General features: G+C 49.0%; 18 protein-coding genes and 1 tRNA gene. 11 read left to right on the top strand and 8 right to left on the bottom strand.

What is annotated here, in order from left to right:
- Window positions 1-810 precede the first annotated feature (810 nt).
- Window positions 811-1,116 (bottom strand): hypothetical protein, encoded by a 306-nt coding sequence (locus Undi14_RS03825; RefSeq protein WP_200177960.1) that lies wholly within the window; start codon window positions 1,114-1,116, stop codon window positions 811-813.
- Between the two features lie 32 nt (window positions 1,117-1,148).
- Between Undi14_RS03825 and Undi14_RS03820 the strand changes: the two genes are divergently transcribed.
- The 3 genes from Undi14_RS03820 to Undi14_RS03810 all read left to right on the top strand — a co-directional run bounded on the left by Undi14_RS03820 (window position 1,149) and on the right by Undi14_RS03810 (window position 5,098).
- Window positions 1,149-3,746 (top strand): ImpA family metalloprotease, encoded by a 2,598-nt coding sequence (locus tag Undi14_RS03820; protein WP_200177959.1) that lies wholly within the window; start codon window positions 1,149-1,151, stop codon window positions 3,744-3,746.
- Between the two features lie 204 nt (window positions 3,747-3,950).
- A complete protein-coding gene (locus tag Undi14_RS03815) occupies window positions 3,951-4,286 on the top strand; it encodes a hypothetical protein (RefSeq protein WP_200177958.1) in 336 nt (111 codons plus the stop codon).
- Window positions 4,287-4,831: 545 nt separating this feature from the next.
- Window positions 4,832-5,098 carry a YkgJ family cysteine cluster protein gene (locus Undi14_RS03810; RefSeq protein WP_200178225.1) on the top strand — a complete coding sequence of 89 codons (267 nt, stop codon included), beginning with the start codon at window positions 4,832-4,834 and terminating at the stop codon, window positions 5,096-5,098.
- Between the two features lie 32 nt (window positions 5,099-5,130).
- Here the strand turns inward: Undi14_RS03810 and Undi14_RS03805 are convergent, their stop codons facing one another.
- Window positions 5,131-8,481, bottom strand: coding sequence for a PAS domain-containing protein (locus tag Undi14_RS03805; protein WP_200177957.1), 3,351 nt, complete (start codon window positions 8,479-8,481; stop codon window positions 5,131-5,133).
- 344 nt (window positions 8,482-8,825) lie between these two features.
- Window positions 8,826-9,293, bottom strand: coding sequence for a hypothetical protein (locus Undi14_RS03800; protein WP_200177956.1), 468 nt, complete (start codon window positions 9,291-9,293; stop codon window positions 8,826-8,828).
- 443 nt (window positions 9,294-9,736) lie between these two features.
- On the opposite strand from Undi14_RS03800, the gene Undi14_RS03795 reads away from it, so the two are divergent.
- From Undi14_RS03795 to Undi14_RS03785, 3 genes are read left to right on the top strand one after another with little or no spacing between them, the layout of a single operon-like run.
- On the top strand, window positions 9,737-10,582 hold the full coding sequence (locus tag Undi14_RS03795) for an undecaprenyl-diphosphate phosphatase (protein WP_200177955.1): 846 nt from the start codon (window positions 9,737-9,739) through the stop codon (window positions 10,580-10,582).
- 3 nt (window positions 10,583-10,585) lie between these two features.
- Window positions 10,586-12,430 (top strand): DNA helicase RecQ, encoded by a 1,845-nt coding sequence (gene recQ / locus Undi14_RS03790; RefSeq protein ID WP_200177954.1) that lies wholly within the window; start codon window positions 10,586-10,588, stop codon window positions 12,428-12,430.
- 22 nt (window positions 12,431-12,452) lie between these two features.
- Complete coding sequence (locus Undi14_RS03785) at window positions 12,453-13,271, top strand: fumarylacetoacetate hydrolase family protein (RefSeq protein WP_200177953.1); 819 nt, start codon at window positions 12,453-12,455, stop codon at window positions 13,269-13,271.
- Window positions 13,272-13,321: 50 nt separating this feature from the next.
- Here the strand turns inward: Undi14_RS03785 and trmB are convergent, their stop codons facing one another.
- Both trmB and Undi14_RS03775 read right to left on the bottom strand, forming a co-directional pair.
- Entirely contained in the window at window positions 13,322-14,038 is a 717-nt protein-coding gene (gene trmB / locus Undi14_RS03780; RefSeq protein WP_200177952.1) for a tRNA (guanosine(46)-N7)-methyltransferase TrmB, read from the bottom strand.
- Between the two features lie 25 nt (window positions 14,039-14,063).
- A tRNA-Gly gene (locus Undi14_RS03775) sits at window positions 14,064-14,137 on the bottom strand.
- Window positions 14,138-14,374: 237 nt separating this feature from the next.
- Between Undi14_RS03775 and Undi14_RS03770 the strand changes: the two genes are divergently transcribed.
- A complete protein-coding gene (locus Undi14_RS03770; RefSeq protein WP_186884965.1) occupies window positions 14,375-14,818 on the top strand; it encodes a thioesterase family protein in 444 nt (147 codons plus the stop codon).
- 61 nt (window positions 14,819-14,879) lie between these two features.
- Complete coding sequence (locus Undi14_RS03765) at window positions 14,880-15,236, top strand: DUF1304 domain-containing protein (RefSeq protein WP_200177951.1); 357 nt, start codon at window positions 14,880-14,882, stop codon at window positions 15,234-15,236.
- A gap of 66 nt (window positions 15,237-15,302) precedes the next feature.
- Here the strand turns inward: Undi14_RS03765 and Undi14_RS03760 are convergent, their stop codons facing one another.
- On the bottom strand, window positions 15,303-16,412 hold the full coding sequence (locus tag Undi14_RS03760) for a phospholipase A (RefSeq protein WP_200177950.1): 1,110 nt from the start codon (window positions 16,410-16,412) through the stop codon (window positions 15,303-15,305).
- A 52-nt stretch (window positions 16,413-16,464) separates the two neighbouring features.
- Window positions 16,465-17,208 carry a TIGR00730 family Rossman fold protein gene (locus Undi14_RS03755; RefSeq protein WP_186884830.1) on the bottom strand — a complete coding sequence of 248 codons (744 nt, stop codon included), beginning with the start codon at window positions 17,206-17,208 and terminating at the stop codon, window positions 16,465-16,467.
- Here Undi14_RS03755 and polA point away from each other — a divergent pair, their 5' ends adjacent.
- The 3 genes from polA (at window position 17,209) to Undi14_RS03740 (ending at window position 23,447) form a co-directional block, all read left to right on the top strand.
- Entirely contained in the window at window positions 17,209-19,989 is a 2,781-nt protein-coding gene (polA, locus tag Undi14_RS03750; protein WP_200177949.1) for a DNA polymerase I, read from the top strand.
- Window positions 19,990-20,696: 707 nt separating this feature from the next.
- Window positions 20,697-22,388, top strand: a complete 1,692-nt coding sequence (locus Undi14_RS03745) for a PAS domain-containing methyl-accepting chemotaxis protein (protein WP_200177948.1) — start codon at window positions 20,697-20,699, stop codon at window positions 22,386-22,388.
- Window positions 22,389-22,661: 273 nt separating this feature from the next.
- On the top strand, window positions 22,662-23,447 hold the full coding sequence (locus Undi14_RS03740; RefSeq protein ID WP_200177947.1) for an ABC transporter substrate-binding protein: 786 nt from the start codon (window positions 22,662-22,664) through the stop codon (window positions 23,445-23,447).
- Window positions 23,448-23,538: 91 nt separating this feature from the next.
- On the opposite strand, the gene corA is transcribed toward Undi14_RS03740, so the two are convergent.
- The gene (corA, locus tag Undi14_RS03735; protein WP_186884826.1) at window positions 23,539-24,513 is read right to left on the bottom strand and encodes a magnesium/cobalt transporter CorA; all 975 of its coding nucleotides are present in this window, start codon (window positions 24,511-24,513) and stop codon (window positions 23,539-23,541) included.
- Window positions 24,514-24,622: the final 109 nt, after the last annotated feature.

The raw sequence follows: 24,622 nt of genomic DNA, 5'->3' as shown, positions 1-24,622 counted from the left end.
ACGGACTGCGGAGAGCTAGCGAGCGCTGCAGTCGAGGAAAAGCATAAACAATATAGCATCGCTATGCCGATCCAGTATTGTTGAAAAGTACATGGGCCAACGATTTCTTTGAACATAAATCTTGAATATGTAACTCGCTTAATAAGTAAACTCAATACACATCTTACTTATTCTTGACTACTTTATTAGTAGAGAAGTGGAATTGAAGGATCAGATATTTTCTAAAAAAAAAGAAAATAGGTGACTAAAATTTGACTGCGTCCCATCTTTCTAGTGAGACCGATCATCTCGGAAATCATGCCTTTTTGCGCACAGTAAAGAGCGAATTTAGGTATTGCTACAGGCTGTAGCATAGCAAGTTTCCCCGAATTTTCCCTTAAAAAATCATCGCTGTTAAAGATAGGGCAGTAACTTCACCGTGCCTGCTTATACTCGCCTCAATTTTATTGGATTCTTAACGGATCATCATTTCAATTCAATCGTCAGGTTTAAATAATCATCAAAAATTGCACCAAAGGACAATAGACATGAGTTGAGCCAAAGATGAATATACGGTCTAAATTTTTTATATTAGGCAGCACCATATCTTGGTGATTATTTTGTCAATATTTAAAAACGCCTTTGTTAATTTGAAATTTCACGGTCAAATAAATTTGATGGCCAGGTGCCGTCATTTAGCAAATAAGTGGCAACGGATCCGTGCTCATCAAAAATTTTCTATGAATAGTAAAAAACTCTTAATATCACTTGTAATTACAATGTTGAACGGATGTGGAGGTGGTGGTGATTCATTCATTGCACCTCCACAAACTATAACCCCAACACCGGATGGCGACCCGACTCATATTGTTCCTCCAGAAACACCTCCAACAGTGCCACCGGTCGTTGAGCCACCAGTCGTAGTCCCACCGGTCGATGTTCCTCCGGTCGTAGTTCCGCCAGTGGTAATTCCACCAGTCGAGGTTCCACCGGTCGTAGTTCCACCAGTCGTAGTTCCACCAGTCGTAGTTCCACCAGTCGTAGTTCCACCGGTCGTAGTTCCACCAGTCGTGGTTCCACCGGTCGTAGTTCCACCAGTCGTAGTTCCACCAGTCGTGGTTCCACCGGTCGTATCACCTGTTGCTCCTAACGATGCGATTGCGTTCGCTATGAAAAACGGAGATGTCTCCGGCCTTGATAGCAGTGCAAAACTGACTTTGCTACAACAAGCAAAAAAAATCGCTCTAGATGTTAGAAGTTTACAAGTGGGGACTCTAAGTAACATTTACAAACAAAATGGTAAGGATCTTGATCAGAGCCTTACCTTTACCAACAATAGCATATCGGTATCTCCGCAAAATTCAACTGCTGGAGTGAGTTTTCTCGCTTCAGACAGTGGTAACGGGATGGCTGTACTCTCTCAGGTTGGAAGCGGTCGAGCGATGGGGTATGGTGCAGACGTATTAAGCTGGATGGCGGGAACGACAATCCAACAGCAACACTTACCACTCTTTACGCGCGCGTTCACCTGGTTGGTTACTGGTGACACCAATGCGGCATTGCCAGCGACCATTAAATTTTCTCAAGCAGGATACAACGCAAATACAGTCAAAACATTTATCTCCCGTATTGGACGCCAATCACAGGAGCTTATTTGCGACCTCACAGACACGAAAAATAGTTGTTGGCAAAATGCTGATTTGCTCGTTTTTGGTGGGGGAACCAAGGACAACGTTAACCTAACTTCACTTGTGCAAAAGTATCTGGCAGCAGGTAAGCCTGTAATTTACATGGCGCCGAGTTGGGTGGAGTCTGCAGCAGGACGAAAAGTACTCAATGCCATGGGTATGGAATTAGGTGGTTACCCCGGCAACTACTATCAATCTGCGGCAGGCTTGTCTATTAGTGCTACCCGTACAGCAACTGATAGTTTGAATCGTGCCGACAAAATGGGAGCGCTAATTGGCACTATTCAAAAACTAATGGATGACAATCTGGATTGGGACTTCAAAGCAGATGCCACTCCAATCACACCTATTTCACAAATTCAATACGAATTGGGTACGCTTCATAGTAAAGGCCTCAATCTCTTCGATCAAAGTACGATGGATTTGCATAAGACGTTAGTCTTATGGGCGGATTTGTGGCGTCCTAGTATCGATAAGTACGGAAAAATGCCCCCAGAACAACGGTCAACAGCTAAGGATTTTTTGCGTGCTTATGCGTCAGATTCCTGGGTTGTGTTTAACAGAAAAAATACGACAATAGCACCTTTAGGTTATGGCGATTTCATGCCTAAAGAAGCAAAAAATATAGATGTAAGCTCTGATTTCGAGGGCATCGATGTCACCATCGCGCAAGGTAGTGGCATTACCTTAATTGGTCGCGCAGCTATTCCAGGGAAGACAGTTACTATACAAATAGTAGACGCTGCCGGTGGAACTATTGGTGTGCAGTCGGGCTATGCACGCACTTGGGGAAATCCACTCACCGATGGAACAAAATATAGTCGTCCACGTAATCCCATATCTTTTAACGTCCCGCTTAAAGCCGGCGTTGACAACCTGTTTATTACTCCTTTCGGAGGCCCACTGTATCTCAGCTATAGTGGTTTAGCTGCAGGAAAACTTGTGAAGTTGAAGATCAAGGGTGCCGCTAAATATGGACATTTTGATTTCACCAAAGAAATGAGTCAGGCTGAAATTGATGCTGCGTCTGCGGCTATCAAAGCAAAGACATTTGGATGGCAAACAAATAAATTTACCGGCGGTGAAGTACATCAAACAAATGCTTATGCTTTAAGTGTTATCGGGAACACCGAGCCTAAAGAATACATTCTTGGCAACTTAAAAGCGAGGATCTTTGATTCAAACCACGTCGCCAATGGCTATAGCAACATGGCTATGTCAACCGTTGTCAGCGATGTATGCGCCAAACTCTCATGGACGTGCGACGGGACTATGCATAAAGCACCGAACGTGCAACATTTTGTCGGCTGGATTGCGACCTGCGGTTTTTTGTGCTCAGGTAATCCATCAGATGGTTATGCAGGCATTTCCGCTGGCTGGGGATGGTGGCATGAACTAGGTCATAACACGGTACAAAGAGTGCATCACATTGTTCCACCTGGCACAACCGGTTGCGTAGTGGAATGTGACAATAATATTCTGTCGAGCGCATCCGCGTTGCGACAATATAGCTTGATCGGCATTGACGTAAATGGTGATCGGATTGATCACAAGGGCTTATACAAATTAATAAAAGATAGTCGTGCTACCGGAAAAACGAATGAAGCCTTGCGTCTGGAAATGCAAAACAAGCTTTGGAATGGCGATCAAAACGCCATGCGTGCTGTTCATTTTCAATTAAGTTTTTTATATACGAAGTATCGGCGTGGAATGAGCTCGCCGACACCTGATGCGAGCATCGAGTATCTGACTTTGTTGACGAAAGGTGACCGACTAGTATCTAAGGATTGGACTGTGACAAATGCGGCTAAATATGGCATGGGACGTTATAAAACGAACACCATCACCAATCACGATTTGCTGTACGTTCTAAGTTCAAAAATTATCGGTAAAGACATGCGAAAATATTTTGCAATGTATGGTATACCTCTTGATCAAACTGCTCTTGATTCTATCTCAGATTTAAAATTAGAAGTCGCACCTCTAATGTTTTATGCGCTGGCCCCAGGAAGGGGAAATCAGTTGAATACGGGTGTTTGGTTGGAGGTCGAATCGACATCCCCAGCTTATCCGTATTAATTTGGTTAACTAAACACGTTCTCTTTATATTTTACGAGGACGTGTTTCATTTATTTGTGACACGCCGTCGATGATGCTGTCGCAACTCGCGTTATACAAACTAATTTCATGCATGCGAAGAATATATTTAACTACCATTTTATGGTCGCAATGACTAAGTCAGTAAATTCAGTATCGAAATCGAATGTTGTACCTCAAGATAAAATGATCCCACCACATGAGTTTGTTTTTATTTATCAAGAGCAAGGTGTAGATAGCGCAAAGTGGACTGATTTTCAAAAAGCAATCCAAAGTCGATTATCGCTATGTAGTTATGGATTCCTCATTTTAGATATACAACAAGAACAGGGACAGAAAAGTATTGCAGTTACACATAAGGACGGACACAGAATAGTCCAGTCTATGATGTACGAAGGAGTTATTTGTGAGTTCAATCTTCAGCAAGTGCTTAAATTTGGATTCGCCCCTGTATTTATGCACTACATTGACTTATTGGATGCACTAAATACCCTTGAATATGTTTTGAAAAATGGTTATTGATTTCAAAAAATGTATTTGACTTTGACCTCACGCCAATGCGTGGCCTAAGTGAATTTATGACGGTCTACAAATCGGAAAAAATACCGCTATCAATAGCAGTATTTTTTGGTTTTCCAGCAAGGGGATTTCTTCACTAACGGTGAGACTTGTTTTTCATTTAGTTTGAGTCCCTAAATTTAGAAACAAATTATCCAGAAAAACAGGTCAATTTTAAGTACAAATTAACACTAATTGATTCAAGAATATATTCGGACGACACAGCGATTCCTGTGCATCATGCAAGAAAGGCAGCGGCAAAACCAGGCAAATGCGACAAAACTCCAAACTCTGCACTTAAAATGATGAACTGACGGCATCACCTGCATGCGGGTATTAGCCGTTCTACCAAGCGCAACGCCATCGCACTCTGGCTCATTAATCATTGGATGTCTAAGCAAGTATGAAAAGAATTCACGGTCGCAAGCCAACACGCGCAAATTCAGAGAATGCTGTTAACGCATTCCGCAGAACAATATCCGGCCAGTCCGCCTTATCCCCAAAAATGGATGCGATCCATGCAGTGTCGTGATGCTTGCGGTGCATGCTGTATCGCACCGTCGATTTCCAGCCCTATTCCTGGCATGCCTGAAGGGAAGCCTGCGGGCGTTAAATGTATACAACTGGCAGATGATCTGCGATGTCTGATTTTTGGGAAGCCTGAACGACCGGCCTGCTGTTCGGGCTTGCAGGCGTCGACTGACATGTGCGGAACAAATCGCGAACACGCAATGTTATGGTTGCATGAACTGGAAAAAGCGACCGCACCACAATGAACATCATGCAAACGCTGAACCCCGCATTATTCTTATTTCTGTGCCTTTACGATGCGGTTGCGTCCACTGTTTTTAGCCCGATACAGCGCTGCGTCGGCCTCCGCTAAAATGCTCTCTGGGCTGCCATTCAGTGGCGCGATACCTCCGCTCAAAGTGATTCTGATGATATGGCCTTCACCGGAATTGATCTTGCTGTCTTCCAGAGCAATACGTAAACGCTCAGCGACCATCATGCCGTCTTCAGCGCTGGTGTTCGGTAACAGCACAGCAAACTCCTCGCCCCCCAGACGGCCAGCCAGATCGTCTTTACGCATGGTATTGCCGTGCAGAAGACCGGCCAGATAAACCAGCACTGCGTCGCCGGCAGCGTGACCAAAGCTGTCATTCACATGTTTGAAGTGATCAAGGTCAAGCATAATCAGCATGCCGCCTTTTCCGCCTTGAGCGATCAATGTCAGCTCTGCCTGCAGACGCGCCATAAAGGCGCGGCGATTCGCCAATCCCGTGAGCGCATCCGTGGTCGCTAAATACTCCAGATTCTGCTCATGGCGTCGCCGCTCGGTGACGTCACTGACGATCATCAGGCGACCAATATTATCGTCGCCGTTTTTCAGCGGAATCAGATTAATTCTGATGGTGCGGCCATCCGGCAAACTGTATTCGCCATCTTCGACAGATTCTTCAAATATATCCAGAATGTCTTGCGAAATCATTTTGCGAAAGGCTTCCCGGTTGATCCCGGTCAGCGCCACAGGAGGCGTCTGCACCCCCAGAAGATCACAGATCACGCGGTTCGCCACAACAACGTCACCATTCTGATTTTGCGCCAGAACGCCACCCGGAAAATGTTGTATGACTTCAAATAAGTGCGCGCGGGTACTGCGTAATGCATCCTCTATCCGCCGGCGCTCGGTGGTATCCACCATGGTCCATATCAGATCACCCTCAGGGTTATCGGGATCCAGCAAACTGCCACGGACCGCAAACCAGCGCAACTCACCACCAACGATAAACTGTTGATAATCAATATTGATACCGCCATCCTGCCGCACCATTCTGTAATAGCCGCCAAAGGTATCAAAAGAATCGTCATCAGGATGGATGATACGCATACTCCTGCCGGTTAATGCCAATCCATCTTCAGAAAACGTATCAATCGCACGCTGATTTGCCAGACGGATAATGCGCTGCGGGGTAGTCACAAACAAAGCCGCCGCCGCATTATCGAGCAAGGCACGGCGCAAGGTTGTATCGGCCATGCGCTGACTGATGTCCGTCTGCGTTCCTATGACCTGTTGTCCTTTGCCATTGAGTTCCTGCGTAATCTGGCCGCGTATTTCTACCCAACACCAATCACCTTGTGATGTCAGCAGACGGGTTTCAACATGAAACGGCTCACTGCGCTCTATTTGTGCCTGTAATTGCTGTAGCACGCTCGTTCTGTCGTGCGGATGCAGCCACAGGCTCCAGTCATCAAATTGAATAGTGTCATCGTGTGCCGGATAACCCAGCATTTCGTGACAACGTGCATCCAGTTGCATCTGGCCACTGCCGATATCCCAGTTCCAAAGACCATCCTGCACCGCCAATACGGTCAGGCGTAAACGTTCTTCGCTTTGTTGCAATGCCTCATGCTCTGCATGCTGTTTGGTCACGTCTTGTATATAACCGTGCCACAAGGTATTGCCGTCCGCTTCACGCTCAGGATTAGAGCATCCGGCTAACCAGCGTATCTCACCGTTATCACGGACAAAGCGATATTCGTTGAACCAGGGTGTCAGCGCGCGGGCGGATTCGTCAATACTGGCGCGTAGTTGCGGCTGATCCTGGGGATGAACGTGCTCAAGCAGAAAAGTAATATCCTTTGCCGCTTCTTCCGGCGTCGTATCGTAAATATCCACGATATGCGGGCTGGCATACGGAAAATAGCCGCTACCGTCAGGGCGTTGACGATATTGATAAACGACACCCGGTACTTGCGCCACCAGTTTGGTCAGGCGTTGCTCTAATTCTATGCGCGCAGCCTCGACTTCACGACGCGCGGAAATATCGGTAAAAATACCAAACACCTTGCGTGCCCGGCCATCTTCATCATGCAGAATCACCCTGCCGCGCGCACTGATCCAACACCATCCGCCATCGCTACGCAGCATTCGATGTTCGTTCTCAAAGTTATCGGTTTTACCGTGGCGTACCTGTTCCAATTCGGCATACACCGCTGGCCAGTCATCCGGATGAATCAAACGCCGTATACCATCAATACTCTGTTCAAGGTCGTCCGGAGTAATACCCAATATGAAATGAATGCGAGTGTCGATGTTCATATGGTCGTTACTCAGATCCCAATCCCAGACACCGAATGCACCGCCTTCCAGCGCCATCTCGAAACGCTGCATATTCTCTTGCAGCAAAATCTGTTTGCGACGCACACGCTCGAATAAAGAAACAATCCACGACACCGCAGCCAGAATAAGAAGCGTACCCAGCGCATTTCTCCAGCGACTGTCAGAAATCGCCTCATGTAAATTCTCCAGTGCACGCTCACTATCGAGACCGACGCTGACCACGAGCGGATAGTTTTTCAAGCGGTTCCAGGCGTAGTAACGCTCAACACCATCAACCTTCGCCTTGACATGATATTCACCCTGGTTTTTTTGTGGCATCCGCACAAACTCACGTTCCGGCGCGACCCATTGCGTCATCGCCTTATCCTGCATGACCGAGCGCGCCAGATAGCTGCCATCGTTGCGCACGACAAATGCGACATCGCTGCCGCCAGAAAACACCTCACGGAAATAATTGGAAATGTAATCTGGTGAAATGGAGAGCACCAACACACCGGCAAATTGACCCGCACGCTCCACCGGATAAGAAAACTGAAGCGACCATTTACCTGAAACGCGCCCCATGATCGGACGGCTGATAAATAATTTTGCGGGGCCACCATGCGTATGCGCCTGGAAATGTTCACGGTCTGCAATCGACACTTTAGGTACAGCGCCCTGCGGGTCGGACAAACTCGAATAAACGAGATTTCCACTGGCATCAGCAACGGCAATTTGCAAGATGCTGTCACGCGGAAAAGTTTTGAGTGCGGTCTCAACTGAACGCGGAAAATCTGGTGCACGGTCAGTCACGAACTTCGTTGCGAGCGTGTGCGCCAGATATTCGAGGCTGGCGATCGACGAGCTGACCTGCGTCACCATCGCCGCCGACATTTGCACTGCCCGCAAACGCGTCTGATATTTATTGTCCTCTAATTCAGATGCCTGATAACGCAGTAACTGCGCCCAATACAACGCGCACAGCAGTAATGCCAGCGCAATCGCAATGAAGGGACGTAAAAATGCACGGTGACGGGGGAAAATTCTGCTGGATATCATTTTAATCATGCTTTCAACTACCGGGCATTCATATCCGGTAGCTTTCTGTTTCGCACGCGTTGACCTCAACACGTGCAACTAAGTTCAGAATAAGCGATTTGCTGACGAAACAGAACAGAGCAAAAACTCTATCTTTGCGGAAACTCAGGCTATATCAAACCATTGACACAATGATTGACATTTAGTCGTAAAAAATAGACGGAAGATTGATTCGGATTCAACATCTGCAAAAAAATGCATCGTCAAAAATTGACGATGCGCAAGGGGAATAATGCGATGAAGCGAAATAGTCCGATGACGCAATATAGAAAATGAAATTACAAGAGCGGTAGCTGTGCCGCAGGTCACATCAGGCGCATACGCATGGTGTCGCCATTCAGAAAGCAAAGAGAAACGCCGTCATCGTGCGCTTTCACCAGATCGACCTGTTGTTCGAGTACCGTTGCATAGATTTTCTTGCCATCCGCACGAAAAATTCCGAACCAGCATTTGCTATTGGAAATCAACTTAGATACTGAACGTGCCGCCAGAAATAAATACTCACTACCGCGCACATTCATGCTGGCGCTCAGTATCTGTCCGCGCGCAAATGGTGTTGGTAAATGTGCCGAAATAATCCGCGCGCCCTGATGATCAACTTCCATCACCGCACCTTTGGTCGGCCGGGATGGTTTCACTACAAATTGATACGGCCCCATATTTGTTGGCACCTTCGCCGCAATTTCTGCGGTTTCCGGAAAATCCTGAAAATACGACCCCGAATTTGCTTGCTGCTTCAGGGAAGCGCTGGTTTGTATGCCGGATTTTTGCATGGTGATATCTCCTCTGCTGGCAATGATGTGCAGACATCTGCATTCGTTTTCCATCTCATCACTCAACAAAGCAATCACGATGGATGTGCAAAGTATCTTTAAACCACACAAGAACAACAATAATTTTTAATTAAGTATTAAATTCCGATACCACCCGTAGCAATATCTGCACGGCATTGGTTTCACTGCCCCAACTGGGCGACACAGGCAAAAATATACTCCCCCCAGTATCTAAAATAGCCCAGCAAATACGCTGAGCTTAGGCGTATTTTTCAAAAATAGGGGGGGAGTATGTATCTCTGGCCGTATTTCCCGGGTCGCGGGCGGCAAAAACCGAAATTGAGTCGCGTCTGGCATGTTAAGCTTCGTGCCTGCTAAAACTGCGGTTTCTGTCCGGTTCAACATTGCCCGGTTCAACATCGATTACACAAGTGACAAACGCTATGGATTTACTGCTCGCCGTTAAAGTTATCATCATGGGCATCGTCGAAGGTCTGACGGAGTTTTTGCCTATCTCTTCCACCGGTCACCTGATCCTGACCGGCAGCCTGTTGAATTTCACCGGCGAGACGCAAAAAGTATTTGAAATCGTGATTCAAGCCGGTGCTATTTTCGCCGTCTGCTGGGAATACCGCGCCAAAATTGCCTCGGTGTTGTCTGGCCTCGGAAGCGACCCCAAAGCGCGCAAATTCACGCTCAATTTGCTGATCGCCTTTTTCCCGGCCGCGATTCTCGGCCTGCTGTTTTCCAAACACATCAAAGCTGTCTTATTTGCGCCGGTGCCAGTAGCGCTCGCCTTCATCATCGGTGGCCTGATTATTTTGTGGGTAGAACGTAATCAGAAAGGTGCCGATACGCATGACGACAGCCATGCAAGGATACAGACAGTCGATGACATGACACCACTCGATGCACTCAAAATCGGTATCGCACAAGCCTTTGCGCTGATCCCCGGCACCAGCCGTTCCGGTGCCACGATTATCGGCGGCATGCTGTTCGGACTGTCACGCAAAGCGGCAACCGAATTTTCTTTTTTCCTGGCGATACCAACCCTGCTGGGCGCCACGGTTTATTCGCTGTACAAAGCCAGAAACGAATTGTCGATGGCAGATTTGCCGATGTTCAGTCTTGGCACAGTAGCAGCGTTTATTTCTGCTTTCTTTTGCGTACGCTGGTTGTTGCGCTACATCAGCTCACACAATTTCAATGTGTTCGCGTGGTACCGCATCGCGTTCGGCATCATGATTCTGATCACCGCATATACCGGCATGATTCAATGGGTTGATTAAGCAGTGTCATCAGCAAGTTATCCCGCCAATACGGTTGATCAGGCGCTGCACCTGCTACAGACCGTATTTGGCTATCCCGCTTTCCGTTCGCAACAAGGCCAGATCGTAGAACATGTCGTGCACGGTGGTGACGCACTGGTACTCATGCCCACCGGCGGTGGCAAATCGCTGTGTTATCAGATTCCGGCACTGATCCGTCACGGCGTTGGTATCGTGGTGTCACCGCTGATCGCGCTGATGCAGGATCAGGTCGATGCACTGGCCGAAGTCGGCGTGCGCGCAGCATTTCTGAATTCCACCCAGAGTTTTGACGAGATCCTTGCGGTTGAAAAAAAGATGCGCGAAGGCGAGCTTGATCTGGTCTACATCGCTCCCGAACGTTTGCTGACACAGCGCTGCCTGGAATTGCTGGAAGTCGTCGATATCGCCTTGTTCGCGATTGACGAAGCGCATTGCGTATCGCAATGGGGACATGATTTCCGTCCTGAATATATCCGTCTGTCGATACTGCACGAACGCTTTCCACATGTACCGCGTATCGCGCTGACGGCCACCGCCGATCAGCAAACCCGCGATGAAATAATCCATCGTCTGCGCCTGGAAAATGCGCTGCAGTTTGTGTCCTCATTCGACCGCCCGAATATCCGTTATCAGATCGTCGAGAAAGGCAACGGGCGTAAGCAGTTGCTGGATTTTATTCAGGCGCAGCATGCGGGTGACGCCGGTATCGTGTATTGTCTGTCGCGCAAAAAAGTCGAGGAAACTGCCGAATTTCTCAATGAAAACGGCATCACATCCCTGCCCTATCATGCCGGTATGGACATGACTGAGCGCAGCCGCAATCAGGCGCGCTTCCTGCGCGAAGACGGCATCGTCATGTGCGCCACGATTGCGTTTGGCATGGGGATAGATAAGCCAGATGTCCGTTTCGTCGCGCATCTGGATCTGCCAAAAAGCGTCGAAGGTTATTATCAGGAAACCGGGCGTGCCGGGCGTGATGGCGCCAGCGCGAATGCCTGGATGGCGTATGGCTTGCAAGACGTGGTACAGCAGCGCCGCATGATCGATGAATCAGAAGCCAACGACACCTATAAACGCGTGCAAGGCGTCAAGCTTGATGCCATGTTATCACTGTGCGAAACTCTGAATTGCCGTCGCGTACATATCCTCGATTACTTCGGACAAGCATCCGAACCCTGCGGCAACTGCGACACCTGCATCAACCCTCCGACCTCGTTTGATGGCACGATCGCGGCACAAAAAATTCTGTCCACCATTTACCGCGTCGATCAGCGTTTTGCTGCTGGTCACATCGTCGATATCTTGCGCGGCATCGATACCGAGCGCGTGCAACAGTGGCGCCACGAACAGTTGTCAACGTATGGCATAGGATCAGACAAAAGCGAAGCCGAATGGCGCGCGATTCTGCGTCAATTGATTGCACTCGGCCTGATTGCCGTTGACTATGAAAATTACAGCTCGCTGAAACTGACCGAAGCATCGCGCGCTGTCTTACGCGGCGAAACCAAAGTTCAGTTGCGGCAATACAAAAAAGCAGAAAAAGCGGTGAAACATAAACGCCAGTCTGCGAAAGATTATGCCGAAGCCGAACTGGGCGCGGAAGAGCAGGCATTATTCGATAAACTGCGCTGGTGGCGCGTCGAAACAGCACGCACGCACAATGTTCCGGCGTATGTGATTTTCCCCGACGCCACGCTGCGTGAAATTGCCCGCAACGCACCGCAAACACTGACCGCGCTGCGCGCGATTTCGGGGGTCGGTGATAAAAAACTCGACAGTTATGGCGCAGAAATTTTGCAATTGATTGCAGAACTGCACGCGACCTGACATGACAATGGAGCATCTGGATATGCCCCCGTTTCAATCGGATCAACAACAGCGCTTTTCTGAAGCTGCAGCTATCCTGCTCCAACGCAGGCGTAATGGCAGCAAAGGCGAACGATTACCAGAGTCCTGCCGCCCGCAAAATCTGGATCAGGCACTGGCGATACAAACAGAAGTCAGTGCGCAATCTGGTGACAAAATAGCCGCATGGAAATGCGGAATGCCGGGTGCAAATACGGTGGTGCTCGCACCGATTTATGCCAACACCGTTTTTCAAGAAGCTGATACCTGTCCGGTCTGGAGCGATCAGCAATGCGCACGCATAGAACCGGAACTGGCCTTCATACTCGGACGTGATTTACCGGCTCGCGCAGAGTCTTATACGGTTGCCGAAATCGATGCGGCTATCCGGGAAACACGACTGGCGCTGGAATTGATAGGCACGCGTTACAGCTATCCCGACGCGGCTACTTTTGCCGAACATCTTGCCGATGGATTGTTTAATCAGGGCTTATGTCTTGGCCCGGTTATTCATACAGACATTCACACCGACATTCATACCGACGATGCGGCAAACTTACAAACGATGCCGATAAAGATCAGTTGCGCCGGACATACGCCACAAGAATTTTCTGGTGTGCATCCGGCAGGTAACCCGCGTGCACCGCTGTATTGGCTGGTGGAGTTTTTGCGCAACCGTGGTCAGGGCTTGCAGGCAGGTCAGGCCATTATTACCGGCTCTTATGCCGGCAGCCCCGATGTTCCGTTGCATGAAGATATCAGCGTCAGTTTCGGGCTGCTCGGTGAATTGCATGTGCGTTTTATCAGTAAAACGTCAGCATAAAAAAGGCAGCTCAGATTCACTGGCTGCCATTATTTAAGCTACTGCTGATATTATTTTTTACGGAACACCAGATCCCAGACGCCATGCCCTAAACGCAGACCACGGTTTTCAAATTTGGTCACCGGACGATAGTCAGGACGTGGCGCATAGCCATCTGCCGTATTTTCCAGCGCAGGCTCGGCGCTCAACACCTCAAGCATCTGCACGGCGTATTCTTCCCAGTCAGTCGCACAATGCAGATAACCACCAGACGCCAATCGTGACGCCAATAATTGCACCAATGGTCCCTGTATCAGGCGGCGCTTATTGTGACGCGCCTTGTGCCACGGATCGGGAAAGAACACGTGCACACCATGCAAAGACTCTGGCGCAATCATATTGGTTAAGACTTCGAATGCATCATGCTGAATAATGCGCTGGTTTTGCAAGCCCATCTCATCGGTCAGTTTCAGCAGGCTGCCCACACCCGGCGTGTGTACTTCAACGCCGATGAAATTTTTCTCAGGCATGCTGGCAGAAATCTTGGCACTGGTTTCACCCATGCCAAAACCAATTTCAAATACCGTCGGCGCATGACGGCCAAAAGCCGCGTCAATATCAAGTTGCTCTTTTTTATACGGAATACAAAAACGCGGCCCCAGAGTTTCAATCGCACGCGCCTGCGCATCAGACAAACGTCCGGCGCGGGTCACAAAGCTGCGGATGCGGCGCTCAGTGGGGTCATAAAACAGCGGTTTGCTGCTGTCAGCAGGCTTGGAATCAGGCATACGGGAAATCAAAGGAAGAATTTACTGGAGCGGGTGAAGGGAATCGAACCCTCGTATGAAGCTTGGGAAGCTGCCGTTCTACCATTGAACTACACCCGCGAAACCGCCATTTTACGCGGGTTTGACTATCCTTGGCAAACCGCCAGCCGCCGGGCTGACTGCCTCAGAATCCGGAATGATGAATGCGAGCGATGTCTTGTCTTCACCGCAGCAGGTTCCGATTCCATGCATTAAGACGTGCTGGCGGCTTGGACATTCAACTTAGAAAGCAGCCGAAGATCGCCTCTGAACGGCTAAACGACTACAATCACACTTTACGTCTTTTTCAACATCCCCATGGCTCGCCTGCAATTGCATTTCCCTGAAGACCAGTATTACTATTCCACTCAGCTCACCGTTCGCGTCACTGATATCAATGGTGCCAATCATCTTGGTAACGATTCCATGATCTCGATGATTTCTGAAGCGCGTGCCCGTTTCTTGTTTGAGTTCGGCATCCGGGAAACGGCTCAGGATGGTATCGGCATTATCGTCACAGACTTGGCGACAACCTATAAAGCCGAGGGACATGCGCGAGACCAGTTGCTGTTTGAAGTCGGCGTGATGGATTTTAATAAATACGGCGGCGACATTACTTTCCGCATCAGCCGCCCAGCAGATCAGGCGCAGGTTGCAATGGCAAAATCAGGTTTTGTGTTTTTTAACTACCAACTGGGAAAAGTCGTTCCTATGCCGGAAGAGTTTAAAAACAAATTTAATCGCGTTAACTGGCTGGACTGATGCTCAAAAATGCAAGATCCGTTATGATCATCATAATTAATAATATAAAAGGAGCATCTGCATGTCTTTAATCGGAAACGTCATCGTTGGGCTGGTTGCGTTATTACATGTCTACATTCTGATACTGGAAATGTTTTTATGGGAAAAACCAGCGGGACTGAAAGCCTTCAGGCAAACCAAAGAATCCGCCGCTGCCACCAAAGTGCTGGCAGCAAATCAGGGTTTGTATAATGGATTTCTCGCAGCTGGCTTATTTTGGGGACTCAGCCTCGGCAGCGCCGGACTTGATGTGAAGGTGTTTTTTCTCGCTTGCGTTCTGCTCGCTGGTTTGTACGGTGCGGCAACTGCCAGCAAGAAAATTCTCTACATCCAGGCATTGCCCGCCTTGCTCGGTCTGATACTGCTGAATGTCGCCTGAACCTGCAGTTTCGTCATTCATCTCAAAAAAGAGCCCGTCAGTTATCAACGACGGGCTCTTTTTTTATCAACGCCACTCGACCAGGGAAATACCGAGGCCAAACCGGTTTTGCCGGAAATTGTAATCAATCAGACTTTCGCCATAACCACTGAATATCTGGGCATATCCATGCAAACCAGCAACCAGCGGAAATGCCCATTCCAGTTGAACGGAACCACGGGATTCTTTTCCAGAACGCAAACTATGCCGTCCCTGAAAAGTAAAAATATGCTCGCCGGTTTTGCGGGTCAATAACAACTCACCCCGGCCAATATAATTTTCAATACCAGGATTATCATCTGCACCAGCCGTCTCCTTGATACGCCACCAGGGACGCAGACTGAGGCTCCAATCACCACGCTCAGCAGCGACTTCACCAATCACACGATTCCAGCTGCGGGATAAAGGCAGGGAGCGGCCATTCGACTGGTGGTTTAAACTGACCGAAGCCATGCGTCCATGCCATCCCATCAGTTCAAACGGTGTGAAAAATACCCCCATCAGTTCCGGTTCATAATTCGTTTCACGAAATGGTCGCGACAAATCGTCGTTGTACACCTGCCAGCGTGAGGATTGCGTATAGCCGCCCCAGATCGTCGCGCGGTCGCCAAATAACCCGTCAATAATCTTGGACTTAAAACTCAACTGGAATTTTGCTTCGGCAGGGCTCAGTCCCATCGCATCGGACTGATGCCCAGGTGTCGGCGAGAATGGCGCCTTGTTGATCCGACTACTGTAGGTCGCTGGCAAAATGTACACAGGTTTATACAAACGCGGTAAAAACCGTGGATTTTTATTCGATGGATCAAGATCCCAGCGCTCGGTCAATCCGTCGACCCGCTCGCTCAGAAACGAGCGCGGCGCCTCACTTTCTGCAACAACGGCAACCGGTGCAATAGGTGAAACGACGGTTTCCGCTGTCATTGCAGGCGCAAGATTAACGGCATTTGCACCCGCCACACTCTTATTCCTGTTATGCAATTGATCGTAACAGACGAGTCTCTCTGCGTCGTTTTCCAATTGAACGCAGTGAGTCTGTGCCACAGCGTTCACACTGTGCATGACCAGCAACAGCGCGCCCATCGGCCATATCTTCTGACACGGCTTATTTGATTTATTCGTTTTATTCTGTTTCATTGCATTTTTTCTTGTCTGGCATCATCACTGGCGGACATTTCTTGTCCTGTGATTACAAGTACAACATGCGTTGCCGTTCGTCTTCAGAAGGCTCGATATCGCGTGCTTCGTAGAAGGCAAAAATCGCATCGACAATATTTGCGGGCTCATCAATCAGATGCACCAGATTCAGATCCGACGGCGCAATCATGCCATTGCCAGCCATCTGTACCCTGATCCATTCCAGTAAGCCGCTCCAGAAACTGGTGCCCACCAGAATCACGGGTATATGCCGCGTCTTTCCGGTTTGTATCAGTGTCAGGACTTCGCTGACTTCATCCATCGTGCCAAAGCCACCGGGAAACACGACATACGCATCGGCATATTTAACAAACGCGACTTTACGTGCAAAAAAATGGCGAAAACTCAGGCTGATGTTTTGCCACGGATTCGTACGCTGCTCATGTGGCAATTCGATGTTCAGTCCTACCGATGGCGAGGCACCTTCATAGGCACCTTTGTTCGCGGCTTCCATAATACCGGGGCCGCCACCGGAAATAACTGCAAAACCCTGATCTGACAAGCGGCGGGAAAGGTCAACACAGAGCTGATAGTATTTGTCTTCTGGTTTGGTTCTGGCTGAACCAAAGATAGTCACCGCTGGCCGTATCGTTGAAAGCCGCTCGGTGGACTCGATAAACTCTGCCATAATCGTGAACATATGCCACGATTCACGCGCTTTTAAGGCAGTTGCCTTATCTCTGTCGATAATCTGGCGCAACCTCGTTACATCTTTTCTGTTTCCGTTTCCGTTCATATGCAAAATACCCTGTTATTAGTCGATGGCTCAAGTTATCTGTACCGAGCCTTTCACGCCATGCCCGATCTGCGCAATCCGCAAGGAGAGCCAACCGGCGCCATCTACGGCATCATCAACATGCTACGCCGTTTGCGCAGTGATTATCCGGCAGCATACATGGCATGTGTATTTGATGCAAAAGGCAAAACTTTCCGTGACGATTTGTATCCCGAATACAAAGCACAGCGTGCTGCCATGCCTGATGATTTGCGCCTGCAGATAGAACCGATACACGAAGCCGTCAAAGCCATGGGCTGGCCTATCCTGATGGTCGAAGGCGTCGAAGCCGATGACGTGATCGGCACACTCGCTGTCGAGGCAACGGCACGCGGCCTCAATACCATCGTTTCTACCGGCGACAAAGATCTTGCTCAGTTGGTGAATCCCCACGTCACCCTGATCAACACCATGAGCAACGAAAAGCTTGACGAAGCAGGCGTGTTGGCAAAATTCGGCGTACCGCCTGAGCGTATCATCGATTATCTGACGCTGATCGGCGATACCGTCGATAACGTTCCCGGTGTGACCAAATGCGGTCCCAAAACAGCGGTCAAATGGCTGGCCGAATATGACAGCCTGGATGGCGTGATCGCCAATGCAGACAAGATCAAAGGCGTGGTCGGCAATAACCTCCGTGCGGCATTAGACTGGTTGCCGCAGGGGCGCGTACTGATCACCGTCAAAACGGATTGCGATTTATCAGCACATCATATTTCTATCGATGAATCGCTGGTCGCGAAAGAAGAAAGCAAAGAAGCGATGCTCGCGTTCTACAAACGCTATGGTTTTAAAACCTGGCTACGTGAATTATCCGGCGATGCAACGGCGGGCGCGACGCCGTTAAGTTCAACAGCAAAAACCACTGCTGGTTCAGGTAATACGCCAGCACAGGCTGGATTATTCAATGATGACGATGCGGCACCATCCACTGTCATCAGCAACTATGAAACCGTGTTAACCGAAGCCCAGCTTGATGCCTGGATCGCACGTATCAATGCTGCCGACCTGACCGCTGTCGATACTGAAACAACCTCGCTCGAACCGATGACAGCGCAACTGGTCGGGATTTCTCTGTGCTGCGAAGCAGGTCATGCCTGCTACATTCCTGTTGCACACCAATATGCCGATGCACCGGCACAACTGTCGCGCGAATCGGTATTGGAAAAACTCAGGCCGTGGCTGGAAGATGACAGCAAAGCCAAGGTCGGACAAAACCTGAAATACGATACGCATATTTTTGCAAATCATGGCGTCGCTCTGCGCGGCATCGTCCATGACACCCTGCTCGAATCTTACGTCTTCGAGTCGCATAAATCGCATAACATGGACAGCCTTGCGCTGCGCCATCTCGGTAAAAAAACTATCAGCTTTGAAGACGTCTGCGGCAAAGGTGCGGCGCAAATCTGTTTCGATCAGGTCGAGCTGCAACGGGCGACAGACTATGCCGCGGAAGATGCCGATATCACGCTGCAATTGCATCTGGCGATGTGGCCAGAAATCGAAACAGACGCCAGCTTGCAACGCGTCTATCACGACATAGAATTACCGACTTCGGTCGTCCTGCAAAAGATAGAACGCAACGGCGTCCTGATCAATAAAGATTTGCTCAATGCTCAGTCAAATGAAATCGGCAAACGCTTGCTGGAACTGGAACAAAACGCCTACGAACTCGCAGAACAACCGTTCAATCTGAATTCCCCCAAACAACTCGGTGAGATTTTCTTTGGCAAACTGGGTTTGCCCGTCGTCAAAAAAACGCCCTCCGGTGCGCCGTCGACGGATGAAGAAGTTTTACAAAAACTTGCGGAAGATTACCCGCTGCCCAAAGTATTGCTGGAATACCGCGGCCTCGCAAAACTCAAATCGACATACACCGACAAACTGCCGAAAATGGTGAACGCGCAGACGGGTCGCGTGCATACCAACTATGCGCAGGCCGTTGCGGTGACTGGGCGACTCGCCTCAAACGATCCGAATCTGCAAAATATTCCGGTACGCACGGCAGAAGGCCGGCGTATCCGCGAAGCCTTTGTCGCAGCACCTGAGCATGTAATTATTTCCGCTGATTATTCGCAAATCGAATTACGCATCATGGCGCATATTTCCGGTGATGCCAGCTTACTGAAAGCCTTTGCCGATGGCGAAGACGTGCATAAAGCCACCGCCGCTGAGATTTTTGGTGTTGCGCTTGATGATGTCACGAGTGAGCAACGACGCTACGCGAAAGTGATTAATTTCGGTCTGATCTACGGCATGAGTGCGTTTGGCCTCGCCGGCAATCTCGGCATAGAACGTGCTGCGGCACAAAGCTATATCGACAAATATTTTCAGCGCTATCCCGGCGTTGCGCAATACATGGCCGATACCCGCACCAAAGCCAAGGCACACGGCTATGTCGAAACCGTGTTCGGACGGCGACTGTGGCTGGCAGAAATCAACAGCCCGAATGGCCCGCGTCGTCAGGGCGCCGAACGTGCAGCGATCAATGCGCCTATGCAAGGCACTGCTGCCGACCTGATTAAACTCGCCATGATTGCAGTGCAAAACTGGCTGGAAAACGATCACTTGCAATCAAAAATGATCATGCAAGTCCACGATGAACTTGTGCTCGAAGTACCGGAATCTGAACTCGAACTGGTACGCAAAAAATTGCCAGAACTGATGGCGAATGTGGCGCAGCTGCACGTTCCTTTGCTGGCAGAAGTCGGTATAGGAAAAAATTGGGAAGAAGCACATTAAAGTGCATTAATTTCCGCGACACCTCCGTTATATATGCGGCTTCTGGCATCGTTTCGTGCCAGCAGCCGCATATTTATTCAACATAGCCAACGATAATAGTTGCCCATAATTGCAGACTTTTGATACCGCGTCTGGTGCGAACGCATTGTTTAGCTCAAGTCACCGACAGCACGCCCATTTTGTCTGATTAATGTCATACGTTAAGCCCTTCGTTTACCGTAAAACGTTAATTAAAGTTAAGTCAGTCAGTCCTTTTTTGCAGCAAATAAGATCCGTTCCTGCCTGTAAAACAGCCAGATTGGCACTGATCACACCCATCCTCTTGCAACTGCATTTAACTTTGCACGTCAATAGCGACGCAATAAATTGCGACGTATCCACTGAGCAACTTTCCTTTTACCGGCAAAAAATTTACTTATTGTCAGCTATATTTTCTTGGCGTAGAGTCGAAAACGAGCAATTCTTGATCGCTGAATATGTTCCGCACTCTGACATTCTGAGTGCTTTTTTTAATGCATATCACCTGCTTAGTTATTCTGATTTTTGACATTAACCTGTAAGTCACATCGTTCTTTTTTTATCAAATACGCAGAGTGATATTGAATGTTTCAATGCATCTCAAGCTGCACAAAGCAGTACTGAGAATTTATGTTGAACCAAACAGGATGCGGAGATTCCAGCCGCTCAGATCATGAAAGAGGAATACCATGCGTTTAAATATGCCTGTCAGTCAGAATGAACATCCGATCAGTGATACAGAATCAATTGTCTCGACCACCGACTTACAAGGAAACATTACTTACGCCAATCCTTATTTCATTGAAGTCAGTGGTTTTACAGCAGATGAGCTGATAGGTGCACCACAAAATATTGTTCGTCACCCTGACATGCCCGTTGAAGCCTTTGCCGACTTATGGAGCACAGTCAAATCCGGCTTACCATGGACCGGTATCGTAAAGAATCGCTGCAAAAATGGCGACTATTACTGGGTCTGTGCGAATGTCACACCGGTGATTGAGGATGGTAAGCCAGTCGGCTATATGTCTGTACGTACCAAGCCATCGCCCCAACAAATCAGTGATGCAAAAAAATTGTATGCAGAGCTGAAAAACGGCAACCCGAATAACATCCGCCTGCATCAGGGTGGAGCCCGCAGTAATAATTTTATTGCCCGGCTACGTTCTCGCTTCAGGTTCTCCATCAATCATCACCTCGCCCTGACCGCGGCTCTGATGGTCACTTCTTTTATTTTTACGCTGATCTGCAATTTTGTGACGATAAACCCGGCTACTGAAAGTCAATGGCTGACAGGACTGCTGTTTCTGTCCACTTTCAGCGCGCTGTCATCGTGGTACAACTTTCACCGGGCCGTCACGATTCCCAGCCGACGGGCGCTGGAAGCCTGCAAAATTATGGCGGGCGGCGATCTGACCGGCGAAATCAATACCAGCCGTACCGATGATCTGGGACAGGTATTACGAATGCTGAGGCAGTTACGAATTAACCTGCATTCTATCGTCGGTGATGTCCTCAAGAATGCAGAAAAAATAGGGCTGGCAACCAAAGAGATTGCGGCAGGCAACCTGGACTTATCCAGCAGAACTGAATCGCAGGCATCCTCGCTTGAAGAAACCGCCGCCAGTATGGAACAGTTTGCATCCACCGTATCGCAAAACTCTGACAATGCAACACAAGCCAGCACCATGGCGAACGAGGCCTTACATATCGCTGGCAGTGGTGGAAAAATTTCTGATCAGATGGTCGCGACGATGGATGACATCAGCCATTCCTCCAAACGCATGATAGAAATTACAGGCATCATCGAAGGTATCGCATTTCAAACGAATATTCTGGCGTTAAATGCTGCGGTCGAGGCTGCCCGCGCAGGCGAACAGGGACGCGGCTTCGCCGTCGTGGCGTCAGAAGTGCGTAATCTGGCGCAACGCAGTGCGTCTGCATCAAAAGAAATCAAAGAACTGATTGATGAATCCATGCAAAAAATTCAGACAGGTTCATCGCTCACCAGTAATGTCGGCGGTGCCATGCGGGAAATTATCACCACAACGGAAAAAGTAACGAGCGTCATGGGAGAAATTGCCTCAGCCTCACAAGAGCAACGTGCAGGCATATTGCAAGTCAATGATGCGGTTACGCTGATGGATGAGGTGACACAGCAAAACGCTGCATTGGTAGAAGAAGCGGCAGCCGCAGCAGCGAGCCTGGAAACCCAGACCACAACGCTGGTCAGTGCATTATCAGTTTTCAAGCTGACTCATCGTTCGTCGCAGACATCAGCAAAACACGTGTCATATGCTCAGCAATCACGCACAAAAGCAGTACCGCGTTCCACATCTGTGAAAAATCGTCAACCTGTTGCGCAGATAGAACAGCTAAGCTGAGCAACGCCTCCCCTGGAAAACCCGCGTCTCAGGACTGATCTGGCGTGGGTTTTCCTTTTTTCAGGTGTAACAGCATGCGCCATCTCCCTGAATAACTCACAGACGCATTGATCGTCACTACTTAGTAATGTAAACGACATCGACCATCGACGCTTTTGAATTGTGAAAAAATGCAGAGAGCGGGAAAAGTGAAAATCAGGTCTATGTAATTCCATCAAAATACGTCAATATGATGATCAATAGCGATCAATATTTATCTCCAACCATATCTGCATGACGATCCGTAGTACAAGCAACATCACTGTGCGTTTTTTGCGTTTGCTGCTGTTGTTCGTTTTTATCACTGGCAACAGCCTCGCGGCTGCGAGGGCTGAAACGATCACATTGATTGGTGAGGATGACTGGTACCCATACTCCGGGCTAAAAGATGGCAGGATTCGCGGCTTTGCCGCCGACATCATTGAAGCCGCGTATGCCGCTGCTGGTATTCAGGTCAAATTTACATCGGCACCCTATTCACGTTGCCTGATGCTGGCACAAACTGGTCAAGCACTCGGCTGCTTCGACAGCTTGCAAGATGCAAAACTTGCGTCGCTGTTTATCTTTCACAAAGAGCCAATATTCAAAGCTGTCATCGGAATTTATGCCAGAGAAAACGATAAGCTGCCACCCATAACCAGACTGGATCTACGCGGACATCAGGTTGGCGTCACCCACGGTTATACCTACGGCAGCGACATCGAGAATGATGCTGGAATAATCCGGGAAACCGCACCGTCTGATCTGTCAAATTTACGTAAATTATTACGCGGAAGGTCGGATTATTCACTGGTCTATACCAGAGTTGCCGATCACCTCCGCGTCACTCATCCGCAAGAATTTCAGGGGAAAATTAAGCAGGTCGGTGTTGCGCTGGAAGACAAGCTGTTTGTCAGCTTTTCAAAGTCCTGGCCAGGTGCCGCCCGCTACGCACAGTTACTCGACAGTGGCTTGGTTACGATCAGGGCAAACGGAACGTACGCAAAGATAGAACAACGGTGGCAAACGCCACCGCCCTGACGCCGATGCTGGAGCGGATATTGATGTGATATTTTGATCCAGCCTATGCGAGCCGTTCAAAAGATAGAGCTGCGCTGCTATCCCACAGCTTTTATTTTAACCAGCCGCGACGACGGAAATACCAGAACGGTGTGATCGCTGATGCCAGCATCAGCAGCAGAGCGAATGGATAGCCAAGCTCCCAGTCCAGTTCCGGAAACCAGCCTTTGAAGTTCATGCCGTAAATACTGGCAATCAGCGTCGGCGGCAGGAAAGCCACACTGGCGACCGAGAATATCTTGATAATCTTATTCTGATTGATATTGATGAAACCAACTGTGGCATCCATCAGGAAGTTGATTTTATCGAACAGAAATGAGGTGTGACCATCGAGAGATTCGATATCGCGCAAAATCTGACGCGCTTCCTCAAACTGATCTGCATTCAGCAACCGGCCGCGCATCAGAAAACTGACGGCACGGCGCGTATCCATCATATTGCGGCGGATACGTCCATTCAGATCTTCCTCTTGTGCGATCGAATTCAGCGCCGCAGCGGCGTCCTGATCGCTGAAATCTTTTTGCAGCACAGCGCGGCTGACATCTTCCAGATTCTGATAAATACCTTCCAGCGCATCCGCAGAATACTCCGCATCGGTCGCATACAAATCCAGCAGCACATCTTTGTAATCGTTAATAGAACCGGGGCGTGAACGGGCACGCATGCGGACCAGACGGAACACCGGCAAATCGGTATTGTGTACAGAAAAGAGAATATCGCGCGCCAGAATAAACGCGACTGTCACCGTGCGTGCTGGTTCATCGTCTTCGTTTTCATCGATCAAAAAATCGGTGCGTAAATGCAGATCACCGCTATCAGCTTCGTAATAACGCGCAGACGCTTCAATGTCCTTAACTTCGTCTTCGCCCGGCAAAGTCACGCCGTAGATACTTTTGACCCACTCGCGCTCTTCTTCATTCGGGTCTGTCAGATCGACCCACACCGGCAAGGTATTTTCGAGATCGGCACGATTTTCGATATTAATCTGACTCAGCCGTCCATTGTGTAAAACGAAAACATTAATCATGGGCAATTCCGGTAAAACCTGCTAAGGATGGGGCCGGGCGGGCAGTGCACTGATCACCACAGTTGCGGAAAATTACTGCAAGACCCGGCCTGACTTAAAATTTTTTCGT

The organism is Undibacterium sp. 14-3-2 (assembly GCF_016595265.1).
GTDB lineage: Bacteria > Pseudomonadota > Gammaproteobacteria > Burkholderiales > Burkholderiaceae_D > Undibacterium > Undibacterium aquatile.
The sequence above is the reverse complement of the archived record's forward strand: the minus strand, read 5'-3'. Positions and strand labels throughout refer to the sequence as shown.

Bases quoted from the DNA above. Each gene is read 5' to 3' on its own strand.
- Undi14_RS03820 (WP_200177959.1), top strand. From the start codon at position 1,149: ATGAAAAACGGAGATGTCTCCGGCCTTGATAGCAGTGCAAAACTGACT.
- Undi14_RS03815 (WP_200177958.1), top strand. From the start codon at position 3,951: ATGATCCCACCACATGAGTTTGTTTTTATTTATCAAGAGCAAGGTGTA.
- Undi14_RS03810 (WP_200178225.1), top strand. From the start codon at position 4,832: ATGCGATCCATGCAGTGTCGTGATGCTTGCGGTGCATGCTGTATCGCA.
- Undi14_RS03805 (WP_200177957.1), bottom strand. From the start codon at position 8,481: ATGATATCCAGCAGAATTTTCCCCCGTCACCGTGCATTTTTACGTCCC.
- Undi14_RS03800 (WP_200177956.1), bottom strand. From the start codon at position 9,293: ATGCAAAAATCCGGCATACAAACCAGCGCTTCCCTGAAGCAGCAAGCA.
- Undi14_RS03795 (WP_200177955.1), top strand. From the start codon at position 9,737: ATGGATTTACTGCTCGCCGTTAAAGTTATCATCATGGGCATCGTCGAA.
- Undi14_RS03785 (WP_200177953.1), top strand. From the start codon at position 12,453: ATGCCCCCGTTTCAATCGGATCAACAACAGCGCTTTTCTGAAGCTGCA.
- trmB (WP_200177952.1), bottom strand. From the start codon at position 14,038: ATGCCTGATTCCAAGCCTGCTGACAGCAGCAAACCGCTGTTTTATGAC.
- Undi14_RS03770 (WP_186884965.1), top strand. From the start codon at position 14,375: ATGGCTCGCCTGCAATTGCATTTCCCTGAAGACCAGTATTACTATTCC.
- Undi14_RS03765 (WP_200177951.1), top strand. From the start codon at position 14,880: ATGTCTTTAATCGGAAACGTCATCGTTGGGCTGGTTGCGTTATTACAT.
- Undi14_RS03760 (WP_200177950.1), bottom strand. From the start codon at position 16,412: ATGAAACAGAATAAAACGAATAAATCAAATAAGCCGTGTCAGAAGATA.
- Undi14_RS03755 (WP_186884830.1), bottom strand. From the start codon at position 17,208: ATGAACGGAAACGGAAACAGAAAAGATGTAACGAGGTTGCGCCAGATT.
- polA (WP_200177949.1), top strand. From the start codon at position 17,209: ATGCAAAATACCCTGTTATTAGTCGATGGCTCAAGTTATCTGTACCGA.
- Undi14_RS03745 (WP_200177948.1), top strand. From the start codon at position 20,697: ATGCGTTTAAATATGCCTGTCAGTCAGAATGAACATCCGATCAGTGAT.
- Undi14_RS03740 (WP_200177947.1), top strand. From the start codon at position 22,662: ATGACGATCCGTAGTACAAGCAACATCACTGTGCGTTTTTTGCGTTTG.
- corA (WP_186884826.1), bottom strand. From the start codon at position 24,513: ATGATTAATGTTTTCGTTTTACACAATGGACGGCTGAGTCAGATTAAT.